This is a genomic window from Paenibacillus paeoniae (genome assembly GCF_003388735.1).
Classification (GTDB): Bacteria; Bacillota; Bacilli; order Paenibacillales; family Paenibacillaceae; genus Pristimantibacillus; species Pristimantibacillus paeoniae.
Genome location: NZ_QUBQ01000004.1, coordinates 266,562 through 280,821 on the forward strand (window position 1 = coordinate 266,562; position 14,260 = coordinate 280,821).

Annotated in this window: 14 protein-coding genes; 9 read left to right on the forward strand and 5 right to left on the reverse strand. The window is 49.0% G+C overall.

The window, feature by feature from the left end; all coding sequences use genetic code 11:
- Positions 1-28: 28 nt before the first annotated feature.
- Positions 29-1,576, reverse strand: coding sequence for a tetratricopeptide repeat protein (locus tag DX130_RS19550; RefSeq protein ID WP_116048232.1), 1,548 nt, complete (start codon positions 1,574-1,576; stop codon positions 29-31).
- A 1,040-nt stretch (positions 1,577-2,616) separates the two neighbouring features.
- Here DX130_RS19550 and DX130_RS19555 point away from each other — a divergent pair.
- The 8 genes from DX130_RS19555 (at position 2,617) to DX130_RS19590 (ending at position 7,981) form a co-directional block, all read left to right on the forward strand.
- Positions 2,617-3,039, forward strand: a complete 423-nt coding sequence (locus DX130_RS19555) for a hypothetical protein (protein WP_116048234.1) — start codon at positions 2,617-2,619, stop codon at positions 3,037-3,039.
- Positions 3,040-3,065: 26 nt separating this feature from the next.
- Positions 3,066-4,817: an ABC transporter ATP-binding protein gene (locus tag DX130_RS19560; protein ID WP_165861368.1), complete on the forward strand. Its 1,752-nt coding sequence runs from the start codon at positions 3,066-3,068 to the stop codon at positions 4,815-4,817.
- Positions 4,786-5,253: a TlpA family protein disulfide reductase gene (locus DX130_RS19565; protein ID WP_116048237.1), complete on the forward strand. Its 468-nt coding sequence runs from the start codon at positions 4,786-4,788 to the stop codon at positions 5,251-5,253. The genes DX130_RS19560 and DX130_RS19565 overlap by 32 nt, the downstream gene beginning before the upstream one ends.
- 8 nt (positions 5,254-5,261) lie before the next feature.
- Positions 5,262-5,792, forward strand: a complete 531-nt coding sequence (locus tag DX130_RS19570) for a MauE/DoxX family redox-associated membrane protein (RefSeq protein ID WP_133297951.1) — start codon at positions 5,262-5,264, stop codon at positions 5,790-5,792.
- Complete coding sequence (locus DX130_RS19575; RefSeq protein ID WP_116048241.1) at positions 5,789-6,262, forward strand: hypothetical protein; 474 nt, start codon at positions 5,789-5,791, stop codon at positions 6,260-6,262. The genes DX130_RS19570 and DX130_RS19575 overlap by 4 nt, the downstream gene beginning before the upstream one ends.
- A gap of 2 nt (positions 6,263-6,264) precedes the next feature.
- Entirely contained in the window at positions 6,265-6,660 is a 396-nt protein-coding gene (locus tag DX130_RS19580) for a hypothetical protein (RefSeq protein ID WP_116048243.1), read from the forward strand.
- Positions 6,661-6,811: 151 nt separating this feature from the next.
- Positions 6,812-7,456: a TetR/AcrR family transcriptional regulator gene (locus DX130_RS19585; protein ID WP_165861369.1), complete on the forward strand. Its 645-nt coding sequence runs from the start codon at positions 6,812-6,814 to the stop codon at positions 7,454-7,456.
- A 63-nt stretch (positions 7,457-7,519) separates the two neighbouring features.
- Complete coding sequence (locus DX130_RS19590) at positions 7,520-7,981, forward strand: DUF2306 domain-containing protein (protein WP_116048246.1); 462 nt, start codon at positions 7,520-7,522, stop codon at positions 7,979-7,981.
- 54 nt (positions 7,982-8,035) lie between these two features.
- On the opposite strand, the gene DX130_RS19595 is transcribed toward DX130_RS19590, so the two are convergent.
- The 4 genes from DX130_RS19595 to DX130_RS19610 all read right to left on the reverse strand — a co-directional run bounded on the left by DX130_RS19595 (position 8,036) and on the right by DX130_RS19610 (position 12,507).
- Positions 8,036-8,518 carry an SRPBCC family protein gene (locus tag DX130_RS19595; RefSeq protein ID WP_116048248.1) on the reverse strand — a complete coding sequence of 161 codons (483 nt, stop codon included), beginning with the start codon at positions 8,516-8,518 and terminating at the stop codon, positions 8,036-8,038.
- A 74-nt stretch (positions 8,519-8,592) separates the two neighbouring features.
- Complete coding sequence (locus DX130_RS19600; protein ID WP_165861370.1) at positions 8,593-10,272, reverse strand: S41 family peptidase; 1,680 nt, start codon at positions 10,270-10,272, stop codon at positions 8,593-8,595.
- Between the two features lie 193 nt (positions 10,273-10,465).
- The gene (locus DX130_RS19605; protein WP_116048251.1) at positions 10,466-11,833 is read right to left on the reverse strand and encodes a sensor histidine kinase; all 1,368 of its coding nucleotides are present in this window, start codon (positions 11,831-11,833) and stop codon (positions 10,466-10,468) included.
- Positions 11,830-12,507 (reverse strand): response regulator transcription factor, encoded by a 678-nt coding sequence (locus DX130_RS19610; RefSeq protein WP_116048253.1) that lies wholly within the window; start codon positions 12,505-12,507, stop codon positions 11,830-11,832. The genes DX130_RS19605 and DX130_RS19610 overlap by 4 nt, the downstream gene beginning before the upstream one ends.
- Before the next feature lie 99 nt (positions 12,508-12,606).
- Here DX130_RS19610 and DX130_RS19615 point away from each other — a divergent pair, with 99 nt between their 5' ends.
- A complete protein-coding gene (locus DX130_RS19615) occupies positions 12,607-14,040 on the forward strand; it encodes a catalase (protein WP_116048255.1) in 1,434 nt (477 codons plus the stop codon).
- Positions 14,041-14,260 lie beyond the last annotated feature (220 nt).

Sequence of the window (14,260 nt, forward strand, 5' to 3'; positions counted from 1 at the left end):
GATTTCCTATGCGAAGAAATTTCTAACGTCAGAAGTGGCTTAACAGCGCCAGCGCCTCTTCGTTATCAGGCTCTACCTCCAGCAGCTTGCGTGTGTAGGACAAGCCTTCTTCGTCCAGCTCCATCTCGAAGCAGCATATAGCAAGACAATAATAGACGGTAGGCACAATGGTATCGGTGTCTGCCTGTACGGATATCTCCAAGAAACGCCTCGCCTCCTCGTACATATCCATCTCGAACAGAATAAGGCCCGCATCAAGCGCCAGATCGTAGCGCTGAGCCATAACGTAGTACGACGACCACATCAACTGGATGCCTCTCCAGATATCCTGCTTCTCTTCATCATTAGCTTCCGGCAGCAAGCTGGATATCTGCTTGGCACTCTGGATGAAAAACTCTGCATCGTACCCGCCCAGGCGCCAAAATCCTAATATTTGCTGAAGCCCCATGCTGTCGATATGGCGATCTACCCATTCCTTTAAGCTGAAGAAATCGTCCGGACCAAATCGCTCTACAAACTGTCTGTACGCCAATCTCGTGTTGGCATAGCTCTTCGGTGTATCTAGATGAAGCAGACAACCAACGTTAATATTCTTATAGTGATGCGGCGGGAACAACGCCTCGGCTCCCTGCTCTTCGTAAAAATGCTGAAACGCATGGAAGTTCGCTGTTAGTGAAAAGCATCCGTGAAGAACCAATTCCGGCGGCTCCGAGAACTTCCAGTTATCGAGCAGATGGTCTCCTTTGTCCGCGGTGATAAGGAGGAATCCCCTCTGTGACAGCTTATTCAATCGTTCCAGGCAGACCAAACCCGCAACCGGGAATAAAATATGCGAATCTTCCAATTGCTCTTGATAGACTGCAATGATATCCCGGTAAGGATAGTCGTCCTGCTCGTACTCCGGCGCCCGCCGATGCTCATATTGCAGGGATAATTGGTTAAGAATAGCGGATGGAGTCAATCCATCCGTCTGCACCGGATAATCAATGATGACATCCGCTTCGTAAATATGCCCGTCGCCCACATAGAGCAGCTCTTGTGTGATGCCGTCAAAAAAGTAATTCGCAACGAGGATCAATGGCTGCTGCAAGTCGCCCTCACGGATCGTCGTACCAGCTACGACCAGCTCAACCTCTGTGTCATGCACCGCATCGAATCGCGCAAAGTCAACTAGCCCCTCTTCAATAAAGGACTGCAGAGCCGGATGATCTCTCCAAGCCAGCACATTGCTCATAGCCAGATCGGTCATAACGTAACGGAACGGCGGCAAATCAAGTCCCGCATAATCTCTAATCCGACACAGCTCTTGCAGCACATGGAAAGCAAAACGGCCTGCTCCAGCACCCAGCTCGACAATGTACACAAGCTCTGACCCATGCCCTTTGCTGGCGCGGTCCTGCAGAAATCCGAATATCATCTCTGCATAAGCGGAAGCGATCATCGGATTGCTCGTAATATATTGAGGCACCTGATCATTCTTCCAGGCATCCAGTCCAAGTTCTTCGTAATACTCCCGTTGCAACTGCCATATAGGCGCTTCACTGTAGCGGTAACGCTGTTGTCTATACTCTGTCATTCGATTTTGCTCACTCTCTGCTCATAATTAATTTTCATCTACACTTCCTATCTGCAATCATACCCTTTTTTGCATATAATCACTAATGCTATTCTGCCCAAATGAAAAGATCATAAGCTTGAGATATCGGTAACAGCTATTAAAGCACCTATTATTTTTTATAGTTGACAGATTTTATTTTATTTAATAATATCAATATTGTTACAAATATTACAAATGTTGATGGCGGTCTTTTTAAGACTTCCACAACTGGTAATGTCGACATAAAGGAGGTGAATCGACATGGCTTGTTCCGATTGCATTAGAGAGTTCTCTTCCTGTTCCGCTCAAGAATGTACTAACGGCAAAAGACTTCAATACAGAGTTTGCGCACAAAGTGGCAGCACTTGCACAACTCCTGAAGGCTGCATCTGCTAATTTTACTAGTATTCCAATCTAATTAATCAAATATATAGGCTGCTGTCGCCTCATCTTTGAAAGCGCATACAGCAGCCCGTATATTTTTATCTCCTTTTCTACTCGATCTCCACTTTTATTTTTATTCAATGGTCTATCCTCTCCCCCATCAAAAAAATATCCTAAAATCAGACAAAATATGAACATACACCTCAAGTATACCAAAAACCTATTAAATGTAAAATAGTTGACATATTACTCTTTATTCAATAAAATTTACATCGTAACCAGAATATACAATACTTGCTCGAACATTCCCTTGCTTCGCAACAAGTAGATGTATCCAAAGGAGGTGAAACGAAATGGCTTGTTCCGATTGCATTCGCGAATTCTCTTCCTGCTCTTCTATTGAATGTACAAATGGCAAGAAAATGAAATACTTGGTTTGCGCACAAAGTGGAAGCACTTGCACAACCCCCGAGGGCTGCCTTTGTTAACATCTAGGCGTTTTAGCATAGCATGATTACATATGCGGATTACCGATGCTCTCTTTTATGAAAGCGTATTCGGTAATCCGCATATCAGCATTCATAAGCTAGTATCCACCTATCTCATAGAGAACATGCCATAAAGGAGCCATTATCATGCGACAGCACATTCAGATCGGAGATTACTTTCCCGATGTACATATATCCCCCGAAATCAACTTATTTAGCCTCATTCAAGACTACTTGCTCATGGTGATGGTAAGTACCGATTGCGCCTTATGTCTACCCGCTTTTGACGAAATCGAACGATTTGCCGTAGAGAATCCTCACTACCGGTTAATCGTCCTAATAGATACTTCCGAAGATAAATTCGCGCTGGCGAAACAAGCCTTCTCCTCCCATATCCAAAGCTATCGCATTGAAGCCCGTCTGGATATGGAATTTCAAGGCTACGGCTTTCCGTGGGCATATGGCATCAATTCGGAGGGACAACTGATTACGCACTATAGTTGCAGCGAGCCTGGTCATTTGGACATTATTGCCGCACCCTTCCAATTGTTTCATCCTGTTGCCGGATGACGACTTCTCTTCGTTGGTTCCGAATCATGATGCAAGGCTCGCTTGTAAGCATTAGTGTTGTTATTCTGCTGCTAGCGATTCAACCGGGCGTAGGCTGGCTGACCTTTCATTTGAACAAACAGCTATTCGATCAAATGGCGGGCCATGCCATCTGGAAGGAGCTTGCCATCATTGCGGCGTTGCTGGCCGGATTGAAGCTTCTGGAGCTTATATTGACCGAAGGCTCTCGGCTGGTGCAGGCGCAATTATCCCTTCGCATCCATAATCGGCTAGAGCATCATCTGTACAGCTCCATCCAGCCGTCATCGATTACACAGCTTGAGACTCCTGCATTCAATCATGACATGACTACCCTTAAGAACAGCCTGAATCAGATTGAACAGTCCATATCATCTATCATCGGATTAGTCCAACAGGTACTGATACTTGGCGTCTATGGTTACATTATTTTCACCTATAGCTGGCTTACGGCGCTTATTCTGTTGTTGTTCTCCTTGCCGCTCTTTTGGGTGGAGCTGCTTAGCGCCCTCCGGCTGGAGAAGTACTTCCACAAAGTCGCTCAGCAACAAATTGAATCCATGCTGGCATCCGATCTCATTCTGAAGCCGCAAGCACTTAAGGAAACCATGATCTTCGGCAGTCAGCGCTACCTGCTTCAGCGATGGTCGGAAGCAGCCGAAGCGGTCATTCGCAAGACGTTCACCTTGAAGCTGGGAGAATTCAATCTGCGCAGCGTTGCCATTATCTTTCAGCCAATAGGCTTCTTGCTAGCCCAGTTAATCTTCTTCAACAAGCTGGTCGGCAATACGATTACGTTGGGCGATTATGCCGCATTGTCAGCGGCCGCTTTGACCGTCTTCTCCAGTATGACGCAAATCGCCGGCAACTCCCGGATTTTCAACCAAATTCCGATTGCGACTCGAAACTTTAAGACATTTTTAGCGAAATATATTCAATCTCCCGAGCAGTCGTATGCGGCTCAGCCCGCTTCCGTACAGCATATAAGGCTGAACCGCCTAACCTTTGCCTATCCGAATGCAGCCGCGTCTGCCTTGTCGGACATTAGTCTGGACTTGAACGATCAGGATGTCGTCGCCATTGTCGGCGAGAACGGATCAGGGAAATCCACGCTGGCCAAAGTAGTGCTCGGTCTCCATGAGGTCGAACCGGACATGTTGTATATTCATAACCATGACATCAACGATATCGAACGCCAGTCCTGGTTCAAGCAAGTGTCGGTGGTCAATCAGGATTATATGAAGTATTCCTTCTCTGTCTATGAGAATATTGCACTCCATCATCCCAATGAAGAGGTTCAACATAAAGTCAGAGGACTTATCCAAGCCTATCCGATGCTTGTTCCTGCGGAGCTTCATGACGAGCTCGACACAGTACTTGGAAACAGCCTGCAGGGCGGACGCCAACTATCCGGCGGCCAGTGGCAACGAATTGCCATTGCTAGAGCGCTCTATAAGGACTCTCCTTACTTGCTGCTGGACGAGGCGACCTCTGAGCTTGATCCCATCACAGAGCTGGATTTGGTCAATCGCATTATAACGGATCGTGCAGGGAAGACGACGGTGCTTGTCACGCATAACCTCTCGGTCGCTTCCATGGCCAAACAAATTATTGTCATGCATGAAGGTCGCATTATAGAGAAAGGAAGCCATCAGGAGCTGTTGCTTGGGAAAGGGATGTACTTCGAAATGTGGAATAAAAGACATCAATACGAGGGAGAGCGTGTTCATGAGCAAAGTTACGTTTCGGGACTTGTTTGACGCAGAGCTGCTGCAGAAAGAGGCAGAGGAGAAGGGGAGTTCGCAGCCAGCTATAAGGGGCGACCTGTTTCTGAGAGAGCCGCTTCCGATCGATGTGGAATCACTTGATTCCGCCATTGTATGCTTCGTATCGCTTAGCTGCGCTAGCTGCATCGATCTGTTGCCTGAGCTGAATACATTCGCTGATAGCTACGAGGGCACCTTCATCCTGGTAAGCAGCGGCACAGAGGAAGAGAACAACGATCTGATTCAGCACTTTCAATTCTCCTTCCCTGTTCTAACGATGTCGAAGGAGGAGCGCCTGCAGAAATACGCTTCCAGCACGACTCCGTATGCCTATTTCTTAGAGGATGGCTACATTATCAATACGGCCGTAGTGGATAGCACGGGAGAGCTTAACGAACTCATCGGTCGGGTCGAGAAAAATGAAGCATAGGTGATGCTATGAATATAATGGCTTTTCTGATCGATACGCTGCTGGCCGCGATGTTTTTCCTTGCTGCATTCTCCAAGCTGGGCTCATCGTTTGCCGATTTCCGCCTGTCCATTGCTTCCTATCGCGTGCTGCCCAAGCAGCTCCTGACCTTTGCCGCTGGCAGTGTATTATTTATGGAGCTTGCTTTATTTTTGCTATACGGCTCTGGATTGTGGTTCGTCTGGAAGGATAGTCTCGCCGTGCTGCTCTTTGCCGGATTCACCATAATGCTGCTTCGAAAAAGACGTATTCAGGAGAACGAGGATACCAGTTGTTCTTGCTTCGGACAAATAGAAGCGCTGAATAAGTACCCTGTCATACGTAACGTGATTCTTATGCTGCTGGCCGGCGGCCGGATGGCATTGCCCGAACGGGCCCCGCAGGACATGGATTCCGCTATGCTCGCGTTGGCAGGCATTACGGTCATTGTCAGCGGAACGATGCTGCTGGAGCTGTATTCGAGCCTGAAGCGGAGCAAGGAGATATCAATAGACCTATGATACGATATGCAGCGATTCTATTATGCATCATAATGGCCGTAGTAGCCGTGCTTTTGTGGCATTACAAGAAGCGGTTAAGAGCTTCCGAGCAGTCCCTGCTGCACCGATTGCTGGCGTTACACGATATTCCGGTGCATGCACGTGTAACCGTCATACGCATTGACTATTCTCATGCTGCTTTCAAATCGATTGACGAATGGCTGTCAACTCATGCTTCTCCCGCCAGTGGAACACTTATCATCTTACTGGATGCACCCGAATGGCTGTGCGGCATCAAGCGCAAAAGCTGGGGAAACCATGCAACCGTTCTTCATGCGCCGCAAAGCCATCCGGCCTGGAGTGCACTTATTCAGCCCGGCTATACCGTCGCGGAGTGGAGCCATAGCCGCATGCGCCGCTTTACCGATCAACAGCTCTATTTGAACCACATTACGCCCCATTCCCCACAAACCGATCAGGAGGTAATCTAATCATGACAGCCGCACTAGCAGGACAATTGGTCGTTGCAGACAAAATAGAGTTTGATTCAACCCTAAAGAATCATTCCATCATTCATATTAAAAATCGCGTTGCCGTTCGCACTTATCCGGCCGTCGCCATTATACAAGTATGGATAAAACTATGGTTGAAGAACGATCAGCGCCAATCGGTCACTCTATCCATGTATAATCCAAGCGGCACGATGCTCATTCACAACCGAATTGACCAGATCGTGAGCGTCCGGCCTCCCGGTATGCCGCCTGGCATGGATATGCAGCGTGAAATTCGAGCCGTAGTCACACAGCCCGGCATCTATCCCTTCATTCTTCGTGATGCTGAGCAAAACGTAATTGCGGAATATCCACTATATATATCAAAAGAGACCTGATGTGCATAGGACAAACCAAGGAATAGCTTTGCTTCTTCTCAACAGGAGCAAAGCCGTTCCTTTTTATTAAGAGCATCAAAGAAAGTATTGCCAATGGTTGTAAAAGCAGGTTACAATAAATGAACACTGTTAATTAAATAGGATGGTGGTTATGCCTAACACGTTTGACGATAAACCAAGCAATCCCCGCCCTGTTGTCCGGCGACGGCGCGGCGAGCAAAAGGAGCAGCTTCGGCGGCTCATTCTGCAAACCGCAAGCGAAATGTTTTTTGAGCTGGGCTACCATGAATTCTCCATGCGAAAGCTGGCTGCGCGAATCGGCTATTCAGTCGCTACCTTGTACTTGTACTTTCGTGATAAGGATGACTTGTTGTTCACTGTTGTCGATGATGCTTTCACTCTCTTCCGAAATCAACTGGCCGAAGCTGCTGACAAAAGCACGGATGCCTGGGAGCGGCTAAGCCATCTAGGCGAAGCCTATGTCCGATTCGGACTGAGCAATCCCGCCTCTTATCGGTTGATGTTCATGTGGAGGACCGACTATCTGATTGAGTCGCGTGTAGGAGAAGATGGCCCTCGCGTGCAAGCCTTTCAGGTTCTGCTCGACTCCGTGCAAGATGCCATGGATCAGAAGGAATTAACGCAGGATGATGCCGCGTCCTATAGCGATGTCCTATGGGCCATGCTGCATGGAATCGTATCCTTAGCGATTCAAATGCCGATGTTCGATGAGAAACGTACGATGAAGCTGGTGACACAAGCGAAAACTATGATTTATAAGGCCTTGCATGCGTAGGCCTTTTTTCAAGCCATCAACTGAACACTGTTCATTTAAAGGCAATCAGAGAGGAGCAAGGCTATGACTTCACTTTATACCAGCATTCTTTTTGTTCATATTATTGCGGGGACGATATGCTTGCTGGCGGGGGCAATTGCCATGGGAGCCCGCAAGCGGAAGGGCGTCCACACACTTGTCGGAGAAACCTACCATGCCTTCTACTTGATCGTGTTTGTAACCTCTATTGCAATGGCGATCATGAAATGGTCGGAGCTGTATTATCTTTTTTTCATCGCCCTATTCTCCTACGGGCAAGCGCTCTATGGGTATCTCGCACGCAAACGGAAGCGGGATAACTGGCTGCGTAAACATATAGTCGGTATGCTTGGATCGTATATCGGGGTGATAACGGCCATTCTTGTGACCAACGGTGAATCTATCACCCGACTTGCAGGAATTCCAACGCTCTTGCTTTGGTTCATCCCTACCCTGATCGGTACTCCGCTCATTATCCAGACGGTCAAGCGGTATATTCCAGTTTAAGCAAGCCTATAACTAGACCGACCCGCCAGATGATGGCGGGTCGGATCCTTATCGTCAGCTTTTTTGAAGAAGATCAATAAGCTGTGCATATTCCTTATATCGAATCTCCCACAAGCCCTCGCGTGATTCAATCGTCTTGCCCGCCAGCAGAGCTTCGATCACATCCAGACATATATGCCAGCCTGCCAAATCCTTCGGAGTATGGTCGGTTAATTGGTTAATCGTTTCAATGAAGACCAACCGGCAGCCTGCCGATTCCGGGTACAGCTCGAATCGAACCTGATCCTCGCCCCACGTATACTCAAGTACAGATTGCTCCTTTAACTCCAGGATCGCCATCTCCTCGAACGTGTCGTCCCCCATATCGAACTTGATGACCCCGCCTTCTCGCAGATCATCAACATGCAACTCGGGAAACCACTCCTTAAGCTGATCGTTATCCGTAAGCGTCGCCCAAGCTTTCTCCACTGCATGCTTCAACTGGCGCTCGAAGCGCGCTATATACTTCCCTTGAGCTTGCCTTAAGACTGCTAGCATAGTTGACCTCCTCTCTGCTCTCCTTGCTTCTTTCACTTTACCATATCACTCGTAACTAATGTTTGATTAAGACCTTACGGTTCCATAGCTTCGATAGCATACAAGATCTCGACATCCGATCCCTCTACATACTTCTTAGCAAATGTTTCTTCATCTAATGGAATACGAATATCCGGTATTGCACCGCCTGCCCCCGTATCATCCCCATCTCCTTGAATAACTCCGTCCACATCCAAGGCACGGCCATCCGCCGATTCCACCATATAACCCTCCGGCATTTTGACCATTATCGGACTTGAGGCTACACCGAAGGAGCCATTCGTGCCCGTAAAGCCAACGATTGTCACATTCGGCTGGCCCTTTAATAGGAGCGGAAGCCCTTCTCCTGAGCTCGCCGTCCGCCCATTTACCAGTATGGCAATCTTTCCATGATATTGCGGCTTAGAGGGAATAGCCTTATAGTCCTCGCCTTTATTGATTTCAAACTTCCCGGTATGCCGGTTGTAGTAGCTTACATATGAATATCGTGTAGCCTGGCTCACAAAATGCCCCGCCATCTTAACAACCAACGCATCCTCGCCGCCCGGGTTATCCCGCAGATCGATAATAAGCCCCTTCACTTGTTTCGCTATCATATCATTCAGCAAATGCTTGAGAATACCGGAAGGATCAGAAGCCGCCTTGTCAGGCAAAAAGCTTGTTATCTTGATATAACCGTATCCATTGTCTAGTATGCTGCCCTCAATTAGAGGCGTTTCCCTTGTTAGCTGCGGTTTTGTTCTTCTAAGCGTCTCATACTGATCGTCGTATGCCTTCAACCGAGCGGTCATTACCTCTCCGTCAGCTTCATGCTTATACACAACCGTCACTTCCTGCCCGATTGACGCCCTAACCATAAATCTTCCTTGGTTCACATTTTCGTTCTGATTCGTATTTGGGCTGTCGCTCCAACGGGTCAATCGGTAAGCCATCCCCGCATCTACGCCGTCCCAACTTATAATTTCCGTGCCTACCTTTATTCCTACCTTGTCGGCGGGGCTGTCCTTCAGCACAAGAGTAACGAGCACCCGCCCGTTATCCAACCGGATCGTGCTAATGCCAAAGCCGCCTCCCCCCTCTTTCTTATACACGGGGCTATCGTACACCTTATCATTCACAATTCGAATATGGCCGTCCCGCATCGTCGCCAAATAATCTCTCAGCGTTTTGTTGTACAAATCTTTATCCCGGGTCTTCTCTGCTTCCGCAAAAATCGGCTCATATTGATCCTTCAGCCGATCCCAATCGATTTTCTTCCAATCGCCAAAAGGGTATTCGACTGATAAACGCTCATTTAATTGGACAAACGCATCGGAGTAGCCAAGACCGCTGAAGTCGCTACTAGGGTTATATCGCATCTCACCCCCGTATTGAACCGCAAAGGCTAGAACGAGTACGCCGAATAGGCTTAGTACGACTTTGACAGCCTTGAATCCTATTCGCTTCGGCGCCGCGATCAGCGGATTGACTTTGAAGACCCTCTTCACGGTGCTCAGAAATAAGATGATCGTCAAGAAATAGAAAACCAGAGCCAGCAGAGACGTATCCCCTGACCATAAGCTCGCAAGCATGATAATTACGCCTGCGCTCGGCACAAAATCAATCCAGCGAGCGCTCCTCCGAGTTACAGGTATCGCATACCATACCAATAGAAACAAATGAATCACGCCTAGTATCATCTCATACACCGTCAGCCATTTTAATGAATCCATCATTATCATTCTTCCTCCATTCGCTATTGTGCAGCTGTGCATCATGAGCATAGGAGAGCAATATGAACGGAGCATGAACTGCCTTCAACCAAGATGCATCGGAATATAGACCAGGGTAGCTGTCTACCTATAAATTGCCACCGGAAGGTGTCCACCATACAAGCGGGATATGTAGCTGAGGCAAATGGAACACGTCTTAATCATGGGAAACCGGGGGCGACAAGGGGAGCCTGACGATTACTTCCGTCCCTAGTCCCGCTTCGCTCCGCAGTTCGATATCCCCATGATGATGAGCGATGATTTTATGGACAATGGCTAGTCCAAGACCGTTGCCGCCACCACTACGTGAACGATCAGCTTTATAGAACCGCTCGAATACACGGCCAAGCTCCTCAGGAGACATGCCTCGCCCCGTATCACTCAAGGTGATCGTATGAGTAGTGGGCGTAGAAGTGAGCGCAATATGAATACGGCCGCCTTCAGGCGTAAATTTGATGCTGTTGCCCAGCACATTGAGCCACACTTGGCTCAATTGATCCTCATCCGCAATAATACGGGCTGCCACGGGCAAATCTACTTCCACCTGAAGCCCTTTGGCTGACCATTGCGGCTCGCATGCGACAACGACTCGTCTAATCTGTTCATCGAGATGGTATGCCCGAGCCTCGAACGGATGGTGATTGGAATCAAGTGAAGCCAGCTTCAGCAGATTATCGCCAAGTCTGGACAGCCTCTCACTCTCCGCCACAATAATATCGAGATAACGATCTCGCTTGTCGGCAGTCATCTGTTTATTATACCTAAGCGTTTTTGCGAATCCGGAAATGGAGGTCAAGGGAGTCTGAATCTCATGCGATACGTTAGAGACAAAATCCTGCCTCATCGTCTCCAACTCCTTAAGCTCCACCGCCATCTCATTAAAGCTTTGCGCCAGCGTCCCAATCTCATCCCCTCGCTTCATCCGCAGTGCTACATCGAAGTCGCCTTTAGCCAGACGCCTTGCGGCCGTTGTCAATCCTTTAAGAGGCTTCACCAGGTATCCTGCAGCAAAGAGTATGAGCAAGCTTCCAATGAATAACACCAGGCCAAGAATGAACAGAAATAACCGGATAATGAGAACTTCATTCCTGGAGGAGGAAAGCAGCACCAACGCATACGACTCTTGTTTATAGGAAATAGGAAGACCGATGAATGCCCCCTCTTTCTTGATCACCGCTTGATACGTCTCTCCGTCCAGCACTCTCTGCACGATTTCCCGTGAGAGATGAACATCGTAAGACTCATTAATGTCTCGATAGTCTGTTCCATCGCTGGAACGATCCAGTATTCGAACGGGATACGAGGTGAGCGAGGAGATATCGACGATGAACCGTTCCAGGTCCTGTACATTCGTTTGTTCGTACAGGCTAATGATATGCTCGCCCGCAGTCCGCATCTCTTCCTGCTGTAGATCATTCAGATCCCTTTGGAACAGAACGAACCCGATCAGAGCAGCCCCAACAATCGCCATGAGTATAATCGCCAGAAAGGTCAGGACGACACGGACATAAAGCGTCCTAATCATGGCTGGCTCACAACCCGGTAGCCGAGACCGCGAGCTGTCTCTATGCGGAATCCGTTGGACTCGTCCGCGAATCGCTCCCGAAGTCTTTTGATATGCACATCGACGGTTCGGTCGTCGCCCTCATACGCCATCCCCCATATATGCACGATAAGCTGTTCTCGCGTAAAGATTTGGCCGGGATGACAGGCCAGCTTGAACAGAAGCTCAAATTCCTTGAGCGGCAAAGTAAGCTCCTCCTCTCCACGCATCACCTTATAAGTCAAACGATTCAACACAATTCCGCCCAACTGAACAAGCTGCGAGAAAGCAATCCGGTACCGCTTAAGCAAAGCTTTTACTCGCAATACCAGCTCTGCCGGATCAAAGGGTTTGGTCAAATAATCGTCTGTTCCCAGCTGGAACCCCTTCACCTTCTGCCCCGTCTCGCCTTTCGCCGTGAGCATAAGAATTGGCATATCCCGTCCCCTGCTGCGGATTTCCTTGCATAACTCCCAGCCGTCCATCTGCGGCATCATAATATCGAGAATGATAAGATCAATTTCACTGTTCTGCACAATATCCAGTGCCTCGACGCCGTCGCCAGCCTCCACTGTTATAAACCCGGCACTCTGCATATGCTCGCTAATCAGCTCGCGAATATGCGCATCGTCTTCTGCAATTAAGATGGTGGCCATACTCCATTCACTCCTTTATACAATGGATAATAGCATGGATGCCAAGCCTGAACCATAAGGTAATAGGGAGACAATCTTATAGAAATAGGAGGTAGAAACATGGTTGATCAAAACAGATTTCCTCGAAGGCCATCCGTTCAGACATCGCAGCATGAGGCAAAAGATGGACAGCGCCAGAACCTCGCCTCTGCGCATTGGGCGGGTGACCAGCCAGCCGCGTTGCATTCGCAGACAGTAGGAGAACGCGGGCCCGTATTGGAGCAAGACAGCGTGCTGCATGAGACGCTGGAGACTTTTGTACATGAGAAAATCATCGAAAGGCCGGTGCATGTGAAGGGCTATGGCGCCTTTGGCTACTTCGAGACTGTACACTCCATGACGCCGTATACCCAGCTTTCCTTTCTGCAAACCCCCGGCCAGCAGATTCCTGTCGCCGTAAGATTCTCACTGGCGGTAAGCAACCGGGGCACCCCAGATACATCCCGCAATGTGCGCGGCTTCGCCACCAAGTTCTATACCGACAAAGGGGTGTTCGATCTCATCTGCAACAACATCCCCGTCTTCTCCGTACGGGATGCCATCCGCTTCCCGGAGTCTATTAAGGCGTTCCTCCCCTCGCCCGAAAATAACCTGATTGATCCCGAACGATTCTGGAGCTTCATCGCCAGGGCACCGGAGTCGATCCATTTCCTGGTCTATCTCTACTCCGATGCAGGCACGGTCAAAAGTCTCCGCCATATCACCGGACATAGTGTCAACACGTATGTATGGAGGGATGCGCAAGGCGCCCGCACCTATGTGAAGTATCACTGGATGCCCGCGGCTGGCGTGCAATACATAGACCGCCAAGAAGCGGCCCGATTAAGCTCGGAAAATCCGGATTACGCCGGCAAGGATCTCTACGATGCCTTGGCATCAGGAAAAACCGTAGAATACGAACTATATGTTCAGCTAATGAACCCGCAAGATGAGTCCATACTGCCTTTCGACCCGTTGGATGATACGAAGGTATGGGACGAACGCCTTTACCCGATGAGACCGGCAGGCCGGCTGGTGCTGAACCGCAATCCGGATAACTATATGGAGCAGGTGGAGAAACTCGCCTTCTCACCTACTAATCTGCTCGAAGGCGCTGAGTTGTCGGATGACAAGATGCTTCAGGGGCGTGCCAATATTTATTGGGATTCGCAGCGCCGGCGGCTCGGACCCGACTTTCGCAAAATCCCTGTCAATCATCAGGAGAATTGGACGCCCGCTAATATCATAACCAGCGGCGATGGACGCCATGTAGAAGGCCGCCTCCAGCGCTCTGAGATTCCGAAGCCCGACGACTTCACGCAAGCCGGACAATATTATCTTGCCCTTTCTCCTGTACAGCAAGAGCATCTGGTCGATAATCTGGCCGCTGACCTTGCCGGCATCTCCCATGAGACTCGCAGCATCGTGCTGAACTATCTGTCCCAAGCGTCGCCTGAGCTGGGAGAACGGGTGACACGACAAATACAACAAATGATCAAGGACAGCTCCAGCTAGAAAACATCGTCGGCAGCTCCCGATACACTTCCAGCCTTGCAGGCTGAATCAATAGAACTGCACCCCCATGGTCTTCATCCGACGAACGCTGCTGCTTTGCTTGATCGTATTATTCCGAGCGGCTTGAAAGGTTTGCTGCCCACCTGCCCTATCGTGGTCCAACCCATGGTCATAGCGCTAACGCCCTTATGGGCTGTTAATCCGCTATGACTATTTGACA